We start from the raw sequence: 22,315 nt of genomic DNA on the forward strand, positions 1-22,315 counted from the left end.
GCTCCCGGGCGCAGGCCGTGCGTCCCGGATGTCGGGGGCGGGGGCCGCGTGCCGGGAAATCGGGCTCGCGACTGGACCGTTCGGCGCTCCGAGGGGGGTCGGCGGAGGCTGTGAGGTTGATGTGAGTACGTCCGACGATGTAGCGCGTGGGGTCCTGGCAGCGGTTCGGGCCGAGGACGAGGAGGCGTTCGTACGACTGGCGGAGTACCACCGCAACGCTCTGCGCGTGCACTGCTATCTCATGCTCGGCTCGTGCACCGACGCCGAGGACGTCCTCGACCGGACCCTGCTGCGGGCCTGGCGGGCGCGCCGGGGGTTCACCGGGCACGCGCCGTTCCGGTCGTGGCTGTACCGGATCGCCACCAACGCGTGCCTGGACGCGCCGGCCTCTTTGGCGCAGTGCCGACGGGAGATCGCGATCGCCACGAACGGCGCGGGTGAACCGGTGCATTCGGCCCTCGCCGAGGTCACCTGGCTCCAGCCCCTCCCGGACGAACTCGAGGGCGGGGCCGCCGCCGACCGCGACACCGTCGACCCGGCCTTCGTGGCCGTACTCCAGCACCTCCCGCCCCGCCAACGCGCCACGCTGATCCTGCGCGACGTCGTGCACTGGCCGGCCGCGGACACCGCCGACACGCTGGGTATGAACGTCGCGGGCGTCAAGAGCGCCCTGCAACGGGCCCGACGAACCCTGCGCGAGGAACTGCCCGACCACGACGCGGCGAATCGCGACCGGCCGACCGGGCCCGACGCCGCCGAACTCACCTGCCTGGAGCGCTACGTCACCGCGTCCCGCCGGGCCGACCCGGCGGCACTGGCCGCGCTGCTGCACGCAGACGCCCGCCAGGCGATCCCCCCGGCCCGGCTCGTGTACACCGGCCGCCGCGCCATCGTCGAGGTGCGCCGGCCCATCCCCACCGACGCCCCCGGGCATGCCGACCGCGAGGCGCTGCCGCTGGCGATGAACCGCCGACCCGCGGTGGGCCACTACGTCCGCCGGCCGGGGTTGGGCGTGTTCACCGCGACGACCCTCGACGTACTGCGCATCGACAACGGCCTGATCACCGAAATCATCACCTTCGGCCCGGAACTGCTCACCACGATCGGCCTCGGCACAATCCCGGACATCACCGCCGCCAACCACGAGTGCGCCGGCCGCGTCGCCGGCCACTGACCAGGCCCGCGCGCCGAGGCGTCCTCGTCAGACCTCGTATTCGATGCCGTGCGGCGCCGCGATCGGGTTGATCCGGCCCGGGTCGAGCGCGCCGTCGGCATGCAGCACGTCGGGGCCGGCCTCGAACATGTCCTCCAGAAAACACTCCCACCCGCCGGGCGAGGACATCTGGAGCACCCGTGGCGGGGCCTGGCCGACCCGACTCAGCGCATGCGGAACTCCCTTGGGCAGGAGGACGAACGACCCCGCCGGCACGGAGGTGTCCTCGCCGTCGAAGTGCACTCCGAGTTCGCCCTCCAGCACGTAGATCAGTTCGTCGGCGCGGTGGTGGGTGTGGCGCGGGATGTCCCGAACCAGGGTCACCTCCAGTACCGACAGGCGTCCCTCGGTGTCCTCGGTCCGCGCCATCACCCGGAAGGGCGGCGGCAGCGGCACTCGCCCGGGTCGCCGCTCGCCCGGGTGGAGCTTGACGAATCGCTCGTCCGTCATGAGAAAGTCCCGTCTCTGGAAGGGGTACGGATGCGAGGAGCGGTCACCGATCGGGATCGGCGGCCGCCAACACCTCGGCCAGCCGGGTCAATGCGGCGACGACCGCCTCGCGGTCCTCGCCGAGCCCGGCCAGCAGTTCGACCTCGCGGGCCAACAGGCGCGGAAAGAGTGCGTCGACGGCGGCCCGACCCGCGTCGGTGATGACCACCTCCACGGACCGGCGATCCACCGCGCTGGGCGTACGTCGGATGTGACCGCGCTCCTCCAGCCGGGCCAGGCTCTTGCTCACCGCCACACGCGAGACGCCCAGATTCGCCGCGAGCCGCCGGGCGATCACCGGCCCGGGCGCGTGCCGGAGCGGAATGAGCAGATCCAGCTCCGGCGGCGTCACCGGCGCGGCCTCGTGCAGCGGACGCAACGCCCGTTCGTGCAACAGATGGATCCGCCGAATCAGCCCGACGATCTCCATCGGCGACGTATCCAGCCCGGGATGCTCCGCCGCCCACCGCGCCCGCACCTCCGCCAGGGAAAGCAGCACATCCACTCCCAACTGTTAACCAGTGAACAATAAATTTACAATACCGAACTCGTACGGCGGGAAATGCCGGAACCCGGGTGACGCCCGCCCGATCCACGACTCTCATCCACCGAAGGGCCGTTCGGGCAGGCAGAGAGGACGCCATGGACCCCTCGACCGCTCGATTCGGGCGTCAGGGCAGTCGTTGGGCGATGCCGTCCAGGAAGACGTCCAGGCCGTAGGCGAAGCGTTCCGCCGGGTCGGCGCCGACCAGCGCCGACATCGCCTTCTCGAACGCGGCGGACTCCTCGGGCCCCGCGGCGGCCCGGCGCGTGGCCCAGTCGTCGGATTCGGCCAGGCGGGACTGGGCCTGCTCCTCGATGGTGTGGCCCAGGACGTAGTAGAACATCGCGAACGTGATCCACCCGGCCTGTTCCGGGGCGAGGCCCGCGCGGCACAGCACCTCCACCGCCAACCGGCCCGTGGAGTTGGTGTTGACGTCCGGCACGTAGGTGCCCGCGACCACCCGCGCGCCGTCCCGCCGGGAGAGCAGCGCGCCGCGCAACCGGCCGCCGAGCAGCCGCAGTTGCTCGTCCCAGGGCGCCTCCGGCAGCGGCGCCGCGACACCTTCGAGCAGCTGCTCCGCCATCGCGTCGAGCAGCGCCTCCTTGCTCGGGAAATGCCGGTACATCGCCCCCGCCTGCACATTCAGCGCGGTACCGAGTTTGCGCATGGTGAGGCCGTCCAGCCCCTCGGCGTCGAGCAGGTCGAGCGCGCCCTTGACCACATCCGGCCGTCGCAACATCGAGAACTCCCGCTTCCGTGCCGTTGACAGCACTCGTGATCCGATCCTAACGTGAACAACGTTCACTGTGAACATCGTTCACGGTGAACGGCGTTTCCATCTGCCTCCATGCTATCCACCACTCCCAGGAGTCCCCATGGCGAACAGTCCCGGTCGACCGGACGCCGCGCCCCCGCTCGCGAAACCCGCCCCACGCCCGACCCCCCCGGCCCGGCGCGACGTGATCGCCCTGGTCGCCTGCGTGGCGCAGTTCATGGTCGTGCTCGACTCGACCATCGTCACCGTGGCCCTGCCGGACCTGCGGGCCTCGCTCGACCTGAGCGACACCGGGCAGCAGTGGGTGGTCAACGCCTACCTGATCACCCTCGGCGGCCTGCTCGTGGTCGCCGCCCGCGCGGGCGACCTGTTCGGCCGCAAGAGGATGTTCCAGACCGGCCTGCTGATCTTCACCGCCGCCGGCGTGCTCGGCGGCGTGGCGCAGGACACCACGACCCTCCTGGTGGCCCGGGTCGCCCAGGGGCTCGGCGCCGCCGCGCTCGCCTCGAACGGCCTGAGCCTGATCGCCGCCGGCTACGCCCACGACCCGATCCGCCGCGGCCGGGCGCTGACCCTGTGGAGCCTGACCGGCGGTGTCGCCGCCGCGGCCGGACTGGTCCTGGGCGGGGTGCTGACCCAGCAGTTCGGCTGGCGCTGGGTTTTCCTGGTCAACGCACCCGTCGGCGTCGCGCTGCTGCTCACCGCCGGCCTCGGCCTCGCGCCCACCCCGGCGGCCGACCCCGGCGAGCGGCGCCGGATCGACGTCGGCGGCGCGCTCGCCGTCACCGGCGTCACCGGCCTGTTCGGCTACGCCGTCTCCCGTACCACCACCCACTCGTGGACCTCGCCGGGCGTCCTGGGCACGTTCGCCGGCGCCGCGCTGTGCACCATCGCGTTCGTCCTGATCGAACGTGCCGCGGCCCGCCCCCTGGTGCCGCTGAAGATGTGGCGGCTGCCCGCGCTGTGCTTCGGCAACCTGATGATGCTCGTGCTGGGCTCCGCGATGACCGCCACGCTCTACTTCATGTCCCTCTACCTCCAGGGCATCCTCGGCTACGGGGCGCTGCGCGCGGGCGGGGCGATGGTGCCGCTGACCGTGACGATGCTCGCCGCCGGGATGGCCGCGCATCGCCTGATCGCCGTGCTCGGCCCGCGCGCGCTGCTGGCCGGCGGCGCGGTGACGGCGGCCGTGGGTGTGCTGTTCCTGGCCTGGCTCCCGGCCGACGGCGGCTTCCCGGTGCGCTTTGTGATCGGCTCGGTCGTGGCCGGCGCCGGGGTGGGCCTGATGTTGCTGCCCGTCACCGTCGCCGCGACGGCCGGCATCGAGGCCCGCGACGCGGGCGCCGCGTCCGGTCTGCTCAACACCGCCCGCCAACTCGGCGGCGCGCTCGGCCTGGCCGTACTGGTGACCGTCGCCGCCCAGGACTCCGCGACCGACCCGGCCGCCGTGCTGGACGGTTACCACACCGCATTCGCGGTCGACGGCTTCCTCATCCTGCTCGTCGTCCCGCTGGCCCTGCTCCTGCCCCGCCCCCCGCGTCCCTGACGCCGGAAGTCGCCCTCCCCGCCGGGGTCACACCCGCGCCGACACGTCACCCGGATCGCACCGGTCGGCCCCGCGCCCGGTCCGAGTCCCGGTGCCCGGCCCGGCCCGGCGGGGAGGGCCCGTACGTGGCGCGACGGCGGTACTGCAACCCGCTACGGCAGCGCCGTCACCGGCTCCGCCGCGCCCGGCTCGGGGCCACTCGCCCGGCGCGGCGCGGCGGCGGCCAGCGCGGTGATCCGGGCGTGCAGGTCGTGCACACGCGACTCGGCGGCGGGGTCCAGGAGGGCGCTGCGCAACACCCGCGTGCGGTTGCGATCGGCGACCGCCCGGGGGTGGCGGCGCAGGAAGTCCAGGACCCGCACCGAGAGTGTGCTCAGGTGGCTCGGATGCGCGAGGGGTTCGGCACCGGCGGTGCCGGCCCGCAGGATGTGCCCGCTGGATGCCTCCACCTGGGACATCCGGGGGTGCCGCTCGCCGGTGAGCGCCAGATAGGTCAGGATGTCCAGCTCGGGTCGCTGGAAGAGCATCAACTCCGGTTCGGCCTCGATCAGTTCGCACCATTGCCGAGTGCCGCGCAGGCCCGCCGCGAGCCCCGAGCCGACCCCCTCGGGGCTGAGCGGGAGGGCGCGCAGGGTCAACCACAGGGCCGCGGCGAGGGCGCCGGGGCGGGCACGGTCCAGGCCGAGTTCGCCCGGGCTCGGCACGTCGGAGGAGAAGTCGCCCGCCCGGGGATCCCGCCGCGCGCCGACCCCGGTCACCGGCTCGCGGAACAACACCGCACCGCAGCCGGAGGGGTGCAGGCCGATCCGGTGCGGATCGACGACCACGGAGTCGCACTCGGCGAGCGCGCGCAGATGCCGGGCCGCGGGCGTCGCGCGCAGCTCGTCCGCGTCCACGAGCAGCGTGAAGAACCCGCCGTAGGCGGCGTCCGCGTGCACCCGCACCCCGCGTTCCCGGCACAGCGGCAGGATGTCGGCGATCGGGTCCACCGCGCCCAGGGTGGTGGTTCCGGCGCTGACCACGACGGTGCCGACTCGCTCCCGACGCAGTTCCCGCGCCAGTGCGTCGGGGTCCATCCGCCCGGTCGCGTCGGTCGGCACGGGGTACGCGGGGGTGCGCAGCACGGCGCACATGTGTTCGTGCGCGGGATACATGTCGGCGCCGTGCGCGATGCCGAGGTCGGGGTGCGCCTCGCGGGCCGCCCACAGCGCCTCCAGGTTGGCCATGGCCCCGCCGGAGGTGAGGTGTCCGTGGGCGGTGGGCAGCCCCAGCATCGCGGCGAGGTCGGCGATCACCTCCTCCTCCAGCGCGACCGTGGTCGGATCGCCGTCGAACACCCGGTCCTCGGGCCCGACCAGCGAGGTGGCGAGCCGACCGGCCACCGCGGCCCGGTGCGGCGGCTTGACCAGGTGCCCGGCGTACGCGGGGTGCGGGAGCGGCCGGCCGCCGCGCAGATGCTCGGCCAGCGCGGCCAGGTGCGCCTCGAACCGGTCCCCGGCGCGCTCGCCGGCCCCGTCGGGCGGGGCCTCCCGATGGGCGTCGGCCCACGCGGACACGGTGTCGAATGCCTCGGTCAGCCGGCGACGAGTGTCCATGGTGTGCCTCCGGATACGACGGCCGGCGCCCGCTCCACGCCGCGGACGCCCTGCGATTGCGCGTACGGACGGGTGCGGAGAGTTCCCTACCGGGCGGCGATCATGCCCGCCCCTGCGGCATCCGTGTGACCGCGCCGCCCGGGCGGGCCCGGGTTCGTACACTCGTCGACGATCACGAACGACGCGCGGTGCGGAGGCACGGGGCATGGAGCTGCGCCAGATCCGGTACTTCGTGGCGGTGGCCGAGGAGTTGCACTTCGGGCGGGCCGCCGAGCGGCTGCACATCGTGCAGCCCACGGTCAGCCAACAGATCCGGCGCCTGGAGCGCGAGTTGGCGGTGACCCTGTTCGAGCGCAGCACGCGCAGTGTCACACTCACCGCGGCGGGCGACGCGTTCCTGCCGCACGCCCGCGCGCTGCTCGCCGCCGAACGCGCGGGCCTGGCGGCGATGGCCGCCCTGCGCGCCGAGGAGGCCGCGGTCCTGCGTCTGGGCACCAACGTCGGGCTGGGCACCCGGCTGGATCGGCTGTTGGCGGCACTGGCCGAGGGCGCCCCGCAGACCGGCGTCGAGCTGGTCAGCCTGCCGCCGGCCGACCGGCTGCGCCAGGTGCGCGAGGGCACGCTGGACGCGGCGCTGGTGCGCGGAGTGGACCGGGCGCCGGACCTGGACCTGGTGCCGGTGTGGCGCGACCCGCTGGTGGTCGCGCTGCCCGCCGCGCATCCTCTGGCCGATCGCGCGGAGATCGCGCTCGCGGACCTGGCCGCGCTGCCGCTGCGCATCGTCCCCCGCGAGCACAATCCCCACCTGGTCGACCTGCTCGTCGGCGCGTGTCGGGCGGCCGGGTTCGAGCCGGTGGTGGGCCGTACGTTCACCACCGACCAGGACACCCTGGCCGCGATCGGCGCCGGGCCGCCGACTTGGACGGTCTTCTACGCGAGCAAGGCCGCGATCCTGTCCACCACCCGCACCGTCTTCCGCCCGTTCGCCGCCCCGGTGCCGACGATGCAGACCTACCTGGCGGTCCGCCCCGACGCCCCCGCCCGCCGCCTCGCCGCGCTCCTGGACGCGTGCCGGGCCCAGGACGACGACCCGCCCACGCTCGGTACTCATCACGATTTGTGATCACTGTCGGTGTCGATTGCCCCTGGGTCCGCGCCGCGACCTGCGATGGAGTGGTCCCACGCCGCACAGCGGCCCGGAATCACCGGGCGGCGGCGCACCGAAGGAGGCCGTCGTGCCCGTCATCACCGTCCAGCAGGGTCCGCGCAGCGTCGAACTCAAGCGCGATCTGGTCCGCCGGCTCACCGACGCCATGGTCGAGGCGTACCAGATCCCGGCCGAGGCGGTCCAGGTCTGGATCCACGAGACGCCCACGGACAGCTGGGGCGCCGCGGGAACCCTCACCGCCGACAAGTAGCGCCGAAAAGGCCCCCGAAGCGCCCGTCGGCGCCCGCGGGTCGGGGGCGGTGGAGACGACCCCGCCGTTGCCGCCCCCGATCTCGGCGCCGCGCATCGCGGCGGTCGGGTCGAGACGCCGGCCGTCCGCCTGCGGCTCCCCGTACGCGTGCGCGTGGGTCGGGTCGGGTCGGGTCGGGTCGGTCTGCCAACCTCCAGCGGGGCGAACCCGGTGCGGGTCATCCCGGCGGGGCCCAGGATGTGCTCGCGGACGTAGTCCGCGTAGGCGTCGCCGAAGATCCGCGCCCGCCGAGCCGGTCGTACGCCCCACCGGCCGCAACTCGTCCGGCACCCGGCCGGCCACGATCGCAAACCCATACGCCCGACCGGAGATGCCCCGGGCGCGGTACGGGATGCCGGCAGCGGAAAGCGGTGGTAAGTCTGAATTGCGAGCCCGTATCGATGCCCGCTCGCAACCCCCGCGTCCGTGCGTCGACGACGCCGGTCGCAGCACTGCGAAGAGTGGAGTTCCCGTGGACGACTATCCGCTGCTGAACGTGTTCTGGACGATGATGTGGCTCTTCCTCTGGGTGCTGTGGTTCTTCCTGCTGTTCAAGGTGATCACCGACATCTTCCGCAGCCACGACCTCGGCGGCTGGGGCAAGGCCGGTTGGCTCGTGTTCACGATCGTGCTGCCCTATCTGGGCGTGCTGGTCTATCTGATCGTGCGCGGCCGGTCGATGAGCCGGCGCGACGTGGCCCAGGCGAAGGAGAACGACGCGGCGGTCCGGGCGTACATCCGCGACGCGGCCGGCTCCGCGGGCGAAACGAACCGGGGCGCCAGTCCGGTCGAACAGCTCGACAAACTCGCCGCTCTGCGGAACAACGGCGCCATCTCCGAGGAGGAGTTCCAGCAGGCGAAGCAGAAGGTGCTCGGCTGAGCCACGCCGGGCGCGCGTCGGCGCGCCCGAGCCCGCCCCCGACGGACCCGAAGGAATCACTCCGAGGTGCGGCTGCGGTCACCGTGTGTACTCATGGACGGGCATGGCCGTTCCGCTGCCGCCACCCCCGGAGTGACCTTGAGTACCCCGCCCGAGCCACCACCCGATCCACCCGACCGGGCACCGTCCGCGTCCGCGACGCGGGGGTCGCCCGAGGTTCTGCGACCCGGCTATCTGCTACTGCTGCTGGTCGCCGCCGTCGTGGGTGTTCCCGTCTCCCTGGCTGCCTTCGGCTTCGTCGCGCTCGAACACGCGATGCAGAAGGGCCTGTGGGAGCACCTGCCGCACGAGATGGGCTACTCCGTCGCGCCGTGGTGGTGGCCGCTGCCCCTGCTCACCGTGGCCGGTCTGGTCGTGGCCGGGGTCGCCGCCCGGCTGCCCGGGGCCGGGGGGCATCTGCCCGTGAACGGGCTCGGCGGCCCGCCCATTCTGCCGTCGGCGCTGCCCGGCGTGGTCGTCGCGGCGCTGGCGAGCCTGTCGTTCGGCGCGGTCCTGGGCCCGGAGGGCCCACTGATGGCGATCGGCAGCGCCCTCGCGTTGTCCGCCGTACGCAGCGCCCGGCGCGCCGCCGCGCCCGAGATGGTCGCGGTGCTCGCGGCGGCCGGGTCCGCCGCCGCGATCGCCACCGTGTTCGGCAGCCCGCTGGTCGCCGCCGTACTGCTCATCGAGGCGGCGGGGTTCGGCGGTCCCCGGCTGATCGCGCTGATCCTGCCGTGTCTGCTGGCGAGCGGCATCGGGGCGGTGGTGTTCACCGGGTTCGGCGCGTGGAGCGGCCTGGCCACGGGCGGGTTGGCGCTGCCCTCGTTGCCGCCGAGCACTCCGTTGCGGGCGGGCGACTTCCTGTGGGGTGTGCCGTTGGCGGCGGTGATCGGCTGCGGGGTGGTGCTGCTGATGACGCTCGGTCGCCACGTCGCCGACTGGACCGTGCCACACCCGACCCGCCGGATCGTGATGTGCGCGATCGTGGTCGGCGCGCTGGTGGCCGGATACGCGGCGAGCACAGGCCGCTCGCCCGAGGAGGCGGCGCTCTCGGGACAGTCGACGCTGGCCACGCTGGCGGCGAACCCGCATTCGTGGGCGACGTCCGCACTGTTCATGCTCGTCCTGTGCAAGGGGCTCGCCTGGTCCGTCTCGCTCGGCTCGCTGCGCGGCGGGCCGATCTTCCCGGTGCTGCTGCTCGGCGCGGCCACCGCGCTGTTGTGCCAGGACCTTCCCGGCTTCGGCACCCTGCCGGGGCTCGCGGTGGGTCTGGCGGCGGCGGGCTCGGCCACACTGCGGCTGCCGGTCTCGGCGACCGTGCTCGCCGTACTGCTGCTCGGTGATCACGGCACGGATCAGGTACCGGTCCTGGTCGTCGCGTCGGTCGTCGCCTTCGTCGTCGGCGAACTGACCCGCGCCCGGTGGGCACCCCGCCCACCCGCTCCGGCCTCGGCCGACCCGTCCTGACTCGCGACACGCAGCATTTTGCCCCGATATCTCCCCTGGGCCCATCTAGAGTGTGCCGCGAGGAGGAGCCCCGAGGAGGCGGATCGTGACGCTCGACGGCCCGACCGAAGGCGCCACCAAGCACCTCGCCCCAGCCCCCACCACGCGCCGCATCGCGCTGTTCGGCGGATTGCGCGCGCTGGGCTCGTCGACCCTGCTGCTCGCCCTCTACTACGTGCTGCCGCTGGACCGGGGTCTGGACACGGCGACCGGTATCGGACTCGCCGTCGGACTCGTCGTGTTCGCGACCCTCGTGGTGTGGCAGGTGAACCTCATCGCCCACGCCGAGCGGCCGCGCGTGCGCGCCGTCGAGGCACTGGCCGTCTCACTGCCGTTCCTGCTCCTGCTCTTCGCCTCGACCTACTTCGTCATCGGCCGCGAGCGACCCGACTCCTTCACCGAAGCGCTCACCCGCACCGACGCCCTCTACTTCACCCTCACCGTCTTCGCGACCGTCGGCTTCGGCGACATCGCCCCGAAGAGCGAAAGCGCGCGCGTGGTGGCGATGGTCCAGATGGTGGTGAACCTGATCGCCGTCGGCGTGATCGCCCGGGTGGTTCTGGGCGCGGTACAACAGGGCCTGCGCCGCCACTCGACGCCCGCGGCCCCCGATGGCCACGTCGACGCCGCCGACACCATCGATTAGTCCCGTCCGACGGGACGAAGTCGAGTCCGGGCGCCCCTCGCCGGCGCATGTATCGAAGTCCACATCGACCGTGTACTTCAAGCCAGGGACCAAACCCCGGAAACCGGCATCTTTCTCCCGTCGGATCCGCCCCGGTCGGGTCGGGGGTGTTCGGCCCTTTTGGATGTTTCCTACAACTGGCGCCGCTCAGTGTGCACTGCCCGCGACATGGCGTTGCCGACCGGTTCACGGAATGGTGAACACTGTCGGGGGTCGCCGCATCGTCGCGGCGAGCACAATCGTTGGTTTGCAGGAGGTTCGGTCGGGTGTTCAGTCGTGTCGCCATCGTCAATCGCGGGGAGGCCGCGATGCGGCTCATCCACGCCGTCCGGGAGCTGGCCGCGGAGACCGGCACCCGGATCGAGACCGTCGCTCTGTACACCGACGTCGACCGTACGGCCACCTTCGTGCGCGAGGCCGATCTGTCGTTTGACCTGGGGCCGGCGTCGGCGCGCCCGTATCTGGACCTGAAGGCCCTGGAGCGCGCGCTGGTGGCCACCGGCGCCGACGCCGCGTGGGTCGGGTGGGGTTTCGTCGCGGAGGACCCGGCGTTCGCCGAGTTGTGCCGCGAACTGGGCGTGGCCTTCGTCGGCCCGAGCGCCGAGGCCATGCGCAAACTCGGCGACAAGATCGGCTCGAAGCTGATCGCCGAAGAGGTCGGCGTCCCCGTCGCCCCGTGGAGCCGCGGCGCCGTGGAGACCCTGGATGCGGCCCTGGCCGCCGCGGCCGAGATCGGCTACCCGCTGATGCTCAAGGCCACCGCCGGCGGCGGCGGACGCGGCATCCGCGTGATCACGAGCGACGCCGAGCTGGTCGACGCCTACGAACGCACCAGCCAGGAGGCCGCGCGCGCGTTCGGCAGCGGCATCGTGTTCCTGGAGCGCCTGGTCACCGGTGCCCGACACGTCGAGGTCCAGGTGATCGCCGACGGCCAGGGCACCGCGTGGGCGCTGGGTGTGCGCGACTGCTCGATCCAGCGACGCAACCAGAAGGTCGTCGAGGAGTCCGCCTCCCCCGTCCTGGCGCCGGACCAGGTGGCCGAACTCAAGGCGTCCGCCGAACGTTTGGCGCTGGCCGTCGGCTACCGCGGCGCCGCCACCGTCGAGTTCCTCTACCACCCCGGCGACCGACTGTTCGCGTTCCTGGAGGTCAACACCCGCCTCCAGGTCGAGCACCCGATCACCGAGTCCACCACCGGATTCGACCTGGTCAAGGCCCAGTTGCGGATCGCCGGCGGCGGCCGGCTCGAAGGCGCCCCGCCGATCGAGCGCGGCCACGCCGTCGAGGCACGCCTGAACGCCGAGGACCCCGACCGCGACTTCGCCCCCTCCCCGGGTCGGATCGCCCGCCTGGACCTGCCGGCCGGGCCCGGCATCCGCGTGGACACCGGCGTCAGCGAGGGCGACACCATCCCCGCCGACTTCGACTCGATGATCGCCAAGATCATCGCGTACGGGCACGACCGCGACGAGGCGTTGGGCCGGTTGCGGCGGGCGATGGCGCAGACCACGGTGATCATCGAGGGCGGCGCCACCAACAAGAGCTTCGTGCTCGACCTGCTGGACCAGCCCGAGCTGATCGACGGCAGCGCCGACACCGGTTGGATCGACCGCGTGCGCGGCGAGGGCCGACTCGTCTCGCACCGCCACTCCGCCGTCGCACTCGCCGCCGCCGCCATCGAGGCGTACGAGGAGGAGGAGCGTGCCGAACGCCAGCGGTTGTTCTCCACCGCCTTCGGCGGGCGACCGCAGGTCCAGCACGAGAGCGGCCGACCGCTCGACCTGAAGCTGCGCGGCGTCGGCTACCGCGTCCGCGTCGCCCGCGTCGGCGCGCACCGCTTCCGGGTCGGCATCGAGGTCGGCGAGGTGGTGCGTACCGCCGATGTCGAGCTCGACCGGTTCGACCGGCACACCGGCCAGATCGTGGTCAACGGCACCCGTTACCGGCTGCTCACCGCCACGCACGGGCCGACGCACCTGGTCGAGGTCGACGGCGTCACCCACCGGGTCGGCCGCGACGAGGGCGGCGTCGTACGCTCCCCCGCCCCCGCCCTGGTCGTCGCCACCCCCCTGGCGGTCGGCGACGAGGTCGAGGCCGGCGCACCGGTCCTGGTGCTGGAGAGCATGAAGATGGAAACGGTGCTGCGCGCACCGTTCCGGGCACGCCTGAAGGAATGCTCGGTCTCCGTGGGCAGCCAGGTGGAGACCGGCGCCCCGCTGCTGCGCCTGGAACCGCTCGCCGACGACGACGGCGAGGCCGAGGACACCACCGCCGGCGCGTCCGTCGAGCTGGACCTGCCCGCCGCGCCCGAGACCGTCCCCGTGCGCGCACGCACCCGGCGCGGCCAGGAGGACCTGCGCAGCCTGCTGCTCGGCTTCGACGTCGACCCGCACGACGAGCGCCGTGTGCTCGACGACTACCTCGCCGCCCGCACCGCCGCCGCCGAGGCCGGCCACCGCCCGCTGGTGCGCGAGCTCGAACTGATCGAGATGTTCACCGACCTCGCCGAACTGAGCCGCAACCGGCCCGCGGGCGAGGACGTCGGCGGCGACGGCCACCTGCACAGCGCCCGCGAGTACTTCCACAGCTACCTGCAGAGCCTGGACGTGGAACGCGCCGGACTGCCCCCGGCGTTCCGGGCCAAGCTGGCCAAGGCCCTGGCCCACTACGGCGTCACCGAGCCGGAGCCGTGCCCGGAGCTCGAAGCCGCGGTGTTCCGGATCTTCCTCGCCCAGCAGCGCGCCTCCGCCGACGCCGCCGTCATCGCCACCCTGTTGCGCTCCTGGCTGCGCGAGGCGCCGCCGGACGCGACGCTGCACGAGCCCGCGGGTCTGGCCCTGGAGCGGCTGATCGCCGCGACCCAGGTCCGCTTCCCCGTGCTCGCCGACCTCGCGCGCGGCGTGGTCTACGACTGGTTCGGCCGGCCGCTGCTGCGCCGCAACCGCGCCCGCGTGTACGCCGGTGTGCGCAAGCACCTGCGGCACCTGGACGCGCACCCGGACACCCCGGACCGCGCCGAGCGGGTCGCCGAGATGGTGCGCAGCACCGAGCCCCTGGTCCGGCTGCTCGGGCAGCGGCTGGTTCGCGACAACCTCGACAACGCGACCATGCTGGAGGTGCTGACCCGGCGCTACTACGGCAACAAGGGCCTCACCGACGTCCGGACCCGGGAGATCGCGGGCTGCACATTCGTGGTCGCCGAGCGGGCCGGCTCCTCGCTGGTCTCCGCCGCGGTGGGCTTCGAGGCCCTGGGCGGCGCGCTGCGCGGCCTCGCCGAACTGGCCGCCGACGGCAACCCGATCGACGCGGACATCTACCTGTCCTGGGAGAACCAGCCGGAGAGCGCGGACGCGACGGCCGCCGCGCTGCACGAGGTGGTGGCCGCGCAGCCGCTGCCGCCTCGGGTCCGCCGACTGACCACCACGGTGGCCGGTCGCGGCGGCGCGGTGATGCACCACCACTTCACGTTCCGCCCGTCGGACACCGGGATGGTCGAGGAGCGGTTGATCCGGGGCCTGCACCCGTACATCGCGCAGCGTATGCAGTTGGAGCGGCTGAGCAAGTTCGACCTCACCCGGCTGCCGTCCTCGGACGAGGAGGTCTACCTCTTCCAGTGCGTCGCCCGGGAAAACCCCGCCGACGACCGCCTGGTCGCCTTCGCCCAGGTCCGCGACCTCACCGAACTCCGGGACCACGAGGGTAGGTTGGTCGCCCTGCCGACCGCCGAGGACATCCTCGCCACGTGCCTCGACTCGATCCGCCGCGCCCAGTCCCGGCGACCGTCGGCGAAGCGCTTCAACACCAACCGGGTCGTGGTCTACGTGTGGCCGCCGAGCGGACTCACGCACGCCGAGATGGAGATGATCGCCGGGCGCGTGCGGCCGACCACCGCGGGCGCGGGCCTGGAGGAGATCCTGTTCATCGCCCGTCAGCGCGACCCGCAGACCGGCGAGCTGACCAAGATCGCGGTACGGATCCCGTTCGACGCCGCCGGCGGTACCGAACTGACCATCGGCGAGCCGTCGGACGAGCCGGTCGAGCCGCTGGACGGCTACCGGTTGAAGGTGCTGCGCGCGAGCAGCCGCAACACCGTCTACCCGTACGAACTCACCGACCGCCTCGGTGACTTCGTCGAGTACGACCTGAACGACGAGCACGCCCTCGTGCCGGTCGAGCGGCCCAAGGGCACCAACTCCGCTGCGATCGTGGCGGGTGTGGTCCGCACCGCCACCGCGCGGCACCCCGAGGGTGTCACCCGCGTGGTTCTGCTCGGCGACCCGACGAAGTCGCTCGGGGCGCTGTCCGAGCCGGAGTGCCGTCGGGTGATCGCGGCGCTGGACCTGGCGGAGCGCATGCGGGTGCCGGTGGAGTGGTACGCGCTGTCGTCGGGTGCGCGGATCTCGATGGAGTCGGGCACGGAGAACATGGACTGGGTGGCCGCCGCGCTCAAGCGCATCGTCACGTTCACCCAGGACGGCGGCGAGATCAACATCGTGGTCGCGGGCATCAACGTCGGCGCACAGCCGTACTGGAATGCCGAGGCCACCATGCTCATGCACACCAAGGGCATCCTCGTGATGACCCCCGACTCGGCCATGGTGCTCACCGGCAAGCATGCCCTCGACTTCTCCGGCGGTGTGTCGGCCGAGGACAACTTCGGCATCGGCGGCTACGACCGGGTGATGGGCCCGAACGGGCAGGCGCAGTACTGGGCGCCGGACCTGAACGCGGCGCGTGACGTATTGATGTCGCACTACGACCACACCTATGTCGCCCCGGGCGAACTCGCGCCGCGTCGGACCGGCACCACCGACCCGACGGACCGCGACGTGTCGAGCTTCCCGCACGTGGTGGAGGGCAGCGACTTCACCACGGTCGGGGAGATCTTCTCCGCCGAGGCCAACCCCGACCGCAAGAAGCCGTTCGACATCCGCACCGTGATGCGCGCGTTGTCCGACCAGGACCACCCGGTCCTGGAGCGCTGGGCGGGCATGGCCGACGCGGACACGGCGGCGGTCCAGGACGTGCACCTGGGCGGCATGCCGGTGTGCCTGCTCGGCATCGAGTCCCGGGCGGTGCCGCGGCGCGGCTTCCCGCCCACGGACGGGCCGGCCACCTACACGGCGGGCACGCTGTTCCCGCAGTCGTCGAAGAAGGCCGCGCGGGCGATCAACGCCGCGTCCGGCAACCGGCCGCTGGTGGTGCTGGCGAACCTGTCCGGGTTCGACGGCTCGCCGGAGTCGATGCGGAAGTTGCAACTGGAGTACGGCGCGGAGATCGGCCGGGCGATCGTGAACTTCCGCGGGCCGATCGTGTTCTGCGTGATCTCGCGCTACCACGGCGGCGCGTTCGTGGTCTTCTCCAAGGCGCTGAACCCGAACATGACCGTGCTGGCCATCGAGGGCTCGTTCGCGTCGGTCCTCGGCGGGGCGCCCGCGGCGGCGGTGGTCTTCGCGGGTGACGTCAACGCGCGCACCGCGGCCGACCCGCGGGTGCGCGACCTGGAGTCGCGCGCGGCGGCGGCCTCCGGCGCGGAGCGGGCCACGCTGACCGCCGAGCTGGACGAACTGCGTTCGTCGGTGCGGACCGAGAAACTGGGCGAGGTGGCCGCGGAGTTCGACCGGGTCCACGACATCCGCCGTGCGGTGGAGGTGGGTTCGGTCGACGCGGTGATCGAGGCACGGGAGTTGCGGCCGCGGATCATCGAGGCGATCGCGACGCACTGGGCGGATTCGGGCTCGGCGGCTTCGGCGGGCTGAGCGAAGTAACGTGCGGGGCGGCCCCGGCTCTTCGGAAACGCAGAGCCGGGGCCGCTGGTGCGGTGCCGGGTGTCGTGGAGCTCGGCGGGAGATTGAAGACACGCCTCAGGGTCAGCCCGTCACATGGCCGGTCACGACTCGCATCGCCCGGCGGATGGCCGCTCGGGTCTCCTCGGTGTGGTCGATCGCCTCGAAGCCGTGGCGGGCCTCGGCGAGGTGGATCACCTCGACGTTCGCCTCGGCCGCCTCGCCGGCCGCCAGGAACTCGTGTACCGTCACCGCGATTTCGGCGCGTTCCAGGCCCACCGTGGTGAGCACGATCGGCAGTTCGCCCGCCGACCGCACCGCCCTCGCCGGGTGGAAGCGGGAGTCGGCCAGGCCCCAGTTCGGCATGGGGGCCAGGATCGGGTAGGTCGCGGCCAGGCAGCGCAACCACGACGGCGGGTGTACGAGCCAGTCCGTGGCCAGGAGGCCACCGCCGGAGAAGAACCACAGCGCGATCCGGTCCCGATCGACGCGCGGGTGTGCCCGTACCGTCTCGATCGCCGCGGCCACGTCCTCGGCGGCGCGGTCGTAGTCGCCGGGTCGGTGCAGCCGGTGCTCCACGGTCGCGCCGACCACCCCGACGCTCGCCGCGTACCGGCCGTAGCCGACGAACGTGGGCCAATCGCGCGGCGTCGGCAGGGCGCCCTCGGGCAGCGGCCCGCCGTGCACGAACAGCACGACTGGGCAAGGGAGTTCGTCGTCGGGGAGGTACAGGTCGACCCGCCCCACCCGCTCCCGGTCGCACGCGGGGGCGTCCAGCGGGAACGGCCCGAGGTGGCTCGGCTCTTCCCGCTTCGCCGACAGGCGGTGGCCCTCGTCGGCCGCCGCGCGGCGCAGTACGTCGGCCACTTCCCCGGGCGCGGACACCATCGGCCAGTGGCCGGTGGCGAGTTCGAAGAAGCCCACCCGGGGGTCGACCAGCCGTCGCAGCGCCGGATTCCCCATGCCCACCAGCGACTCGACGAGCGCGATGCTCGCCCCGTTCCCGGTACACAACACGCCCGTGGTCGGCAGTTCGGCCGCCGCCCCCGACAGGCGCAGCGGTTGGGTGAGCGTGCCCACCGGATGGGGCGCGGCCGACCGGGTCAGCCGGGCAAGCGCCGCGTCGGACAGGTCCGCAACGCCGCCCCAGCGCGCCCAGTCCTCGCGCGTCGTCGGCGCCGGGAGGACGGGATCCCCGTCCAGGGTCGCCAACCGTTCGCGCGTCGCCACGTCCGCGATCGCGGCGAGCGCCGGGTCCCCGTCCTGCGGCAGGCCGGCGTCCAGGTAGACGATCCGGGCCACCCGGTCCGGGCGCCGATCGGCGGCGCCGAGCACCGGGTGGATGCCGTAGCCGTGCCCGACGACGACCACCGGCCGCGCCGCGTCGATGCGGTCGATCAGGTCCATCACGTCCCGGATGTGCGTCTCCAGGTCGATGTCCGGGCCCACCGGCTGTCGATGGTCCTCCAGTCCGGTGAGCGTGACCGGATACGCCTCGTCGCCGGCCGCCGACAACCGGGCGGCCACGTCCCGCCAGATCCACCCGCCGGTGTGGGCCTCCGACACCAATACGAACGCCGTCATGGTCGTCCCTTCGTGTTCCGTATCGAATCCGCGCTCGACACACCCCGCGGGCGGGGCGCCGACCGGCCGTGGGGCCGGTCCGGGCGGGCCGCTACCGTAGGAACTCCCCCTGAGGGAGGTTCAAGTCGTGTCCGCCGACCACACCTGGAGCATCGGAGAGCTCGCCGAGCATGCGGGCGTGACGGTCAAGACCGTGCGCTTCTACTCCGATCGCGGCCTGCTGCCCGAGGCCGCGCGCAGTGCCGGTGGCCATCGGCGCTACCGTCCGGAGGCACTGGACCGGCTCCGGACCATCCGCTCGTTGCGCGGTCTCGACCTGCCGGTGCCGGAGGTGGGGCGCTTCCTCGATCGTGAGGACACGCTGGAGGAGATCATCGCCGGGCAGCTCCGGGAGGTCGGCTCGCGGCTGGCCGAGCTGCGCTGGCGCGAGGCGGCGCTGCACCTGCTCCGGGACTGTGCGCCGGACGAGCGGGCCGAGCGGTTGCGGCTGGTCGGCGCCGTGTCCGTGCCGCCCAGTACCGCGCCGGTGGCCCGGTTCTGGCGGGGCTGGCTGCCCGCCCGGCTCCCGGCCCGGCTGGTCACGGCCATCGTGGACCGCTCGGTGCCGCAACCGCCCGCTGATCCGACGCCGGCCCAGGTGTTGGCGTTCGCCCGCCTGCACGCGCTCGTCACCCGGCCGTGCGCGGGACCCGGGGGCCGGGTGCCGGCGGCGCATCGGCCGCGGACCGGGCCGCGGCCCGCCGTACTCTTCGGCGGCCTGGTCGAAGCCCACACCCTCGCCGCACCCGAGCTGCGCGCCCATCGTCCGCCGCGGCCGGGCGAGGCGCTGGACTGCTTCGTCGCGGCCTACGCCCGCTCGTGGGACACGGCCGACACCCCCGCCTTCCGCCGCCGGCTGGCCGGCCTGCTCGTCGGCGAGACCCGGATCGAGCGCTACTGGCAACTGACCGCCGAGCTGACCGACCCGGCCGAACCCACCCCGGGGGCCACGGACACCTGGTTGCGCGCCGCGCTGAACGATCAGGTCGCCGAACCGGCGACCTGATCGACGAAGTTGTGGTGTGTGTCCCGAATCGAAAGGGCACGCGTCCCGAATCGAAAGGGCGCGCGCCCCGAAGGCGTCGATCCGTCGGATCGCACGGCCCCTGCGCGTTCGATACGACGCCGACTCGTCGGCGCGCGCGCCACTTCCGCCCCCCAGGCCGCCGCTTCGGCAACCCCCGTGCCTGCCCACGGGCGACACACCCGGTCCGGTCGCCGCCCGGACCGCGCGGTCGCGCTCGCGTGCACCGCACTGTCGACATCCTCGCCACTGTGCACGGTGCGGCGAAATCCCAGATTTCTGGGAGGTATTCGGGAACGCGAGCTACGAACCGCCCGCTCTCCGTCGGAACTTCGCCGGCTCGCCGGCCGACTGATGGGCGATCGAGGCTCCGCCGCGCGGTGGCAACTCTCGTGATCGTTCTGTTAGTCCGATGATACGACCATATGACTACACCACGTCATCGAACATGTACTCGGGGTACACGTCGCAGGTCAGTGGGTATGCCCCGATCGACGTCAGTGCGCGTTTCGTGCCGCGGCCGCGAAACGCGCCCGGGGTGTGCTCGGGTCCACCGGAACGAGACCTCCCACCCCGGCCATCGAGATACGTTCCGCCCGGCCTGAAATGGGGGCCGCCCATGGCTACATGGGACGACCTGATCGCACATCTGCAAGCTGTACCGGAAGGCGTATACGAGAGCTGGAACCCCCGCGACGGTTACGACAACCGCACCAAGTGGGGACGGGAGTTCGGCGAGGACGGCGTGCCGTGGTGCGTCATCTTCGACTGGTGCATGTACAACGACGTCGGCCTCGCGGACATCGTGCCCAAGGTCGACAACGTCACCGCGTTCGCGAACTGGGCCCGCGCGCACGACCAGTGGTCGGAATACCCGAGCTGGGGCGCCTGGGTCGACTTCGGCAACGGCGCGCACACCGAGATCGTGGTCCGCTTCGACGACGTCCACGTGTACACCAAGGGCGGCAACACGATCCCGACCGGCGGCGACGGCGGCCAGGGCAACGGCGTCTACTCGCACACGTTTCGGCGCACCGACGCGCGGGTGACCGGCTACCTGGCCCCGCGCTTCCCGGACGGCTGCCCACCCACCGCCGATCCGCACGACCCGCGCGGTACGTCCGGGGGCGACGGGATCCCGACCGTCAGCCTGGCCAACATCCTCGACTCCGCGCACCTCGACCCACCCGCACCCCAAGGGTCGGCGGCGCACCGCACCGACGTGCTCCTGGTCGAGCAGGCGCTCCAGGCCGAGGGCCTGCTCGCGTCCGCCTACGTCGACGGTTCCTTCGGGACCGCCACGATCCACGCCTACGCCGCCTACCAACGCCGCCTCGGCTACTCCGGCCAGGACGCGAACGGCATCCCCGGCCAACGATCGCTGACCCGCCTGGCCGGCCAACACGGCTTCCGGGTCGACTGACGCACCACCCGCGAGGCGGTCGGGTCGGTCCCGGGTCGGTCCCCACCGGCGCGGGCCCCGACCCGACCGACCTCGCGGCCGCCGATTCGGTGCCCGGTAGGCTTCGGCGGATGCAGTCGATCACCATCAGGCGGGCCGTCGCCTCGGACGCGGACCGGCTCACGGCGCTGGTCCGACACTCCGGCGCCTACCGCGGGCACTACGCCTCGATCATCGCCGGATATCGGGTCACGGCCGACTACGTCGCCCGGCATCGGGTCTTCGCGGCCGTCGACGCGGGCGACGAGCCGCTGGGCTTCTACGCCCTCGTGCTGGATCCGCCGGAGTTGGATCTGGCCTTCGTGGCGGACGACACGCAGGGATCGGGCGTCGGCCGGCTCCTGATCGAGCACATGATCGACGAGGCCGGCCGCGCCGGTCTCACCGCCGTGCGTGTGGTCGCCCATCCACCGGCGGAGGCCTTCTACCGGCGGCTGGGCGCGACGCGCGTGGGCACCATCGCCCCGTCGCCCCCGAGGGTCGGCTGGGAACGCCCGGAACTGCGATTCGCCATTCCCCCCGCCCCGGCGCCGACGGGTTGACCTGGAGCGCGGTCCAGGTTGTTGACTCGTGCCCTCGGGCCCGGGACATCGCGGGCCGCGGCGTTGGGGGTCACCATGAAGTACCGCACCATCGGGGTCGATTCGGGCACACGTCGGGAGGTGAGTGTGCTTGCGCTGGGGGCGATGTTGTTCGGGTCGGTGACCGACGAGAAGACCTCCTACGCGGTGTTGGATCATTTTGTCGAGGCCGGGGGCACGTTCATCGACACCTCCGACAACTACGCGTTCTGGGTCGACGGGGGACTCGGCGGGCAGAGCGAGGCGTTGCTCGGACGGTGGCGGCGCAGCCGCGGCGTCGGGGACGAGATCGTCATCGCCACCAAACTGGGCGCGGCGCCGCTGGCGGCGGGCACCGGCTACATCGACAACCCCGAGGGCCTGTCCGCGAAGGCGATTCGCGAGGCGGCGGAGCGGAGCCGGGAGCGGCTGGGGGTGGAGCGGCTGGACCTGCTCTACGCGCACATCGAGGACCGGACCGTGCCGCTGCGGGAAACCGTGGAGGCGTTCGGGGAGTTGGTGACCGAGGGTACGGTCGGCCTGTTGGGCGCGAGCAATCACGCCATGTGGCGTGTGGAGCGGGCCCGTTCGCTCGCCGCGGCGGCGGGGGTGCCGGGGTACGAGGTGCTCCAGTATCAGCACAGCCATCTGCGCCCGCGCTACGACATACCCGGCGCGCTCTTCCCCGAGGGCAGCCTCGGTCACGCCGGTCCGGATCTGTTGAGCTACCTGCGCGCCGAGCCGGATCTGACCCTGGTCGCCTATTCGCCGCTCCTCGGCGGTGCGTACGCGCGGCCGGACAAGCCGCTGCCGCCGGATTACGACCACCCGGGCACGCCCGCCAGGCTCGCGGTGTTGCGGGAGGTCGCGCAGGAGATCGGCGCGACGGTGAACCAGGTCGTGCTCGCCTGGCAGATCGGCGGCACCCTCCCGATCCTTCCGCTCGCCGGCGCCTCCTCCATCGCGCAGTTGGCGGAGAACCTGGCGGCCGTGGAACTGGAACTGACGCCGGATCAGCGCACTCGGCTGGACAACGCGCACTGACCGGATCCCGGGCGGCGGATCGTCCGGGCCGACCGGGACCGGCGGAGCGGGCGGGCGAGGACGGCGTGTTCGGCGTCCTCGCCCGCC

The 22,315-nt window shown here is 72.8% G+C and carries 17 protein-coding genes; 12 read left to right on the forward strand and 5 right to left on the reverse strand.

Features of this window, described 5'->3' with window-relative positions; translation table 11 throughout:
- The first annotated feature begins 121 nt into the window (after positions 1 to 121).
- On the forward strand, positions 122 to 1,174 hold the full coding sequence (locus tag ACFXKZ_RS41355; RefSeq protein WP_380009540.1) for an RNA polymerase subunit sigma-70: 1,053 nt from the start codon (positions 122 to 124) through the stop codon (positions 1,172 to 1,174).
- Between the two features lie 27 nt (positions 1,175 to 1,201).
- Here ACFXKZ_RS41355 and ACFXKZ_RS41360 read toward each other — a convergent pair whose 3' ends face one another.
- The 3 genes from ACFXKZ_RS41360 to ACFXKZ_RS41370 all read right to left on the reverse strand — a co-directional run bounded on the left by ACFXKZ_RS41360 (position 1,202) and on the right by ACFXKZ_RS41370 (position 2,985).
- Positions 1,202 to 1,663 carry a cupin domain-containing protein gene (locus ACFXKZ_RS41360; protein ID WP_380009543.1) on the reverse strand — a complete coding sequence of 154 codons (462 nt, stop codon included), beginning with the start codon at positions 1,661 to 1,663 and terminating at the stop codon, positions 1,202 to 1,204.
- Between the two features lie 43 nt (positions 1,664 to 1,706).
- Entirely contained in the window at positions 1,707 to 2,201 is a 495-nt protein-coding gene (locus ACFXKZ_RS41365; protein WP_380009546.1) for a MarR family winged helix-turn-helix transcriptional regulator, read from the reverse strand.
- Between the two features lie 172 nt (positions 2,202 to 2,373).
- Positions 2,374 to 2,985, reverse strand: coding sequence for a TetR/AcrR family transcriptional regulator C-terminal domain-containing protein (locus ACFXKZ_RS41370; protein ID WP_380009549.1), 612 nt, complete (start codon positions 2,983 to 2,985; stop codon positions 2,374 to 2,376).
- 136 nt (positions 2,986 to 3,121) lie between these two features.
- Between ACFXKZ_RS41370 and ACFXKZ_RS41375 the strand changes: the two genes are divergently transcribed.
- Positions 3,122 to 4,567, forward strand: coding sequence for an MFS transporter (locus ACFXKZ_RS41375; protein WP_380009552.1), 1,446 nt, complete (start codon positions 3,122 to 3,124; stop codon positions 4,565 to 4,567).
- A gap of 152 nt (positions 4,568 to 4,719) precedes the next feature.
- Here ACFXKZ_RS41375 and ACFXKZ_RS41380 read toward each other — a convergent pair whose 3' ends face one another.
- Complete coding sequence (locus ACFXKZ_RS41380) at positions 4,720 to 6,162, reverse strand: pyridoxal phosphate-dependent decarboxylase family protein (protein ID WP_380009554.1); 1,443 nt, start codon at positions 6,160 to 6,162, stop codon at positions 4,720 to 4,722.
- Positions 6,163 to 6,367: 205 nt separating this feature from the next.
- On the opposite strand from ACFXKZ_RS41380, the gene ACFXKZ_RS41385 reads away from it, so the two are divergent.
- The 6 genes from ACFXKZ_RS41385 (at position 6,368) to ACFXKZ_RS41410 (ending at position 16,488) form a co-directional block, all read left to right on the forward strand.
- Positions 6,368 to 7,285: a LysR substrate-binding domain-containing protein gene (locus ACFXKZ_RS41385; RefSeq protein ID WP_380009556.1), complete on the forward strand. Its 918-nt coding sequence runs from the start codon at positions 6,368 to 6,370 to the stop codon at positions 7,283 to 7,285.
- Positions 7,286 to 7,397: 112 nt separating this feature from the next.
- Positions 7,398 to 7,580 (forward strand): 4-oxalocrotonate tautomerase DmpI, encoded by a 183-nt coding sequence (dmpI, locus tag ACFXKZ_RS41390; protein ID WP_380009559.1) that lies wholly within the window; start codon positions 7,398 to 7,400, stop codon positions 7,578 to 7,580.
- Between the two features lie 511 nt (positions 7,581 to 8,091).
- Positions 8,092 to 8,499 carry an SHOCT domain-containing protein gene (locus tag ACFXKZ_RS41395; protein ID WP_380009562.1) on the forward strand — a complete coding sequence of 136 codons (408 nt, stop codon included), beginning with the start codon at positions 8,092 to 8,094 and terminating at the stop codon, positions 8,497 to 8,499.
- Positions 8,500 to 8,631: 132 nt separating this feature from the next.
- A complete protein-coding gene (locus ACFXKZ_RS41400) occupies positions 8,632 to 10,005 on the forward strand; it encodes a chloride channel protein (RefSeq protein WP_380009863.1) in 1,374 nt (457 codons plus the stop codon).
- 85 nt (positions 10,006 to 10,090) lie between these two features.
- A complete protein-coding gene (locus ACFXKZ_RS41405; RefSeq protein ID WP_380009565.1) occupies positions 10,091 to 10,690 on the forward strand; it encodes a potassium channel family protein in 600 nt (199 codons plus the stop codon).
- Positions 10,691 to 10,995: 305 nt separating this feature from the next.
- The gene (locus tag ACFXKZ_RS41410) at positions 10,996 to 16,488 is read left to right on the forward strand and encodes a carboxyl transferase domain-containing protein (RefSeq protein WP_380009568.1); all 5,493 of its coding nucleotides are present in this window, start codon (positions 10,996 to 10,998) and stop codon (positions 16,486 to 16,488) included.
- Positions 16,489 to 16,599: 111 nt separating this feature from the next.
- Here the strand turns inward: ACFXKZ_RS41410 and ACFXKZ_RS41415 are convergent, their stop codons facing one another.
- A complete protein-coding gene (locus ACFXKZ_RS41415) occupies positions 16,600 to 18,099 on the reverse strand; it encodes an alpha/beta fold hydrolase (RefSeq protein WP_380009571.1) in 1,500 nt (499 codons plus the stop codon).
- Between the two features lie 127 nt (positions 18,100 to 18,226).
- Between ACFXKZ_RS41415 and ACFXKZ_RS41420 the strand changes: the two genes are divergently transcribed.
- The 4 genes from ACFXKZ_RS41420 (at position 18,227) to ACFXKZ_RS41435 (ending at position 22,228) form a co-directional block, all read left to right on the forward strand.
- A complete protein-coding gene (locus ACFXKZ_RS41420) occupies positions 18,227 to 19,144 on the forward strand; it encodes a MerR family transcriptional regulator (protein ID WP_380009574.1) in 918 nt (305 codons plus the stop codon).
- A 637-nt stretch (positions 19,145 to 19,781) separates the two neighbouring features.
- Complete coding sequence (locus ACFXKZ_RS41425; protein WP_380009577.1) at positions 19,782 to 20,585, forward strand: peptidoglycan-binding protein; 804 nt, start codon at positions 19,782 to 19,784, stop codon at positions 20,583 to 20,585.
- Between the two features lie 110 nt (positions 20,586 to 20,695).
- Positions 20,696 to 21,166, forward strand: a complete 471-nt coding sequence (locus ACFXKZ_RS41430; protein WP_380009580.1) for a GNAT family N-acetyltransferase — start codon at positions 20,696 to 20,698, stop codon at positions 21,164 to 21,166.
- 75 nt (positions 21,167 to 21,241) lie between these two features.
- Positions 21,242 to 22,228, forward strand: a complete 987-nt coding sequence (locus tag ACFXKZ_RS41435) for an aldo/keto reductase (RefSeq protein ID WP_380009583.1) — start codon at positions 21,242 to 21,244, stop codon at positions 22,226 to 22,228.
- Positions 22,229 to 22,315: the final 87 nt, after the last annotated feature.

The sequence above is a fragment of the Embleya sp. NPDC059237 genome, from assembly GCF_042754105.1.
Classification (GTDB): Bacteria; Actinomycetota; Actinomycetes; order Streptomycetales; family Streptomycetaceae; genus Embleya.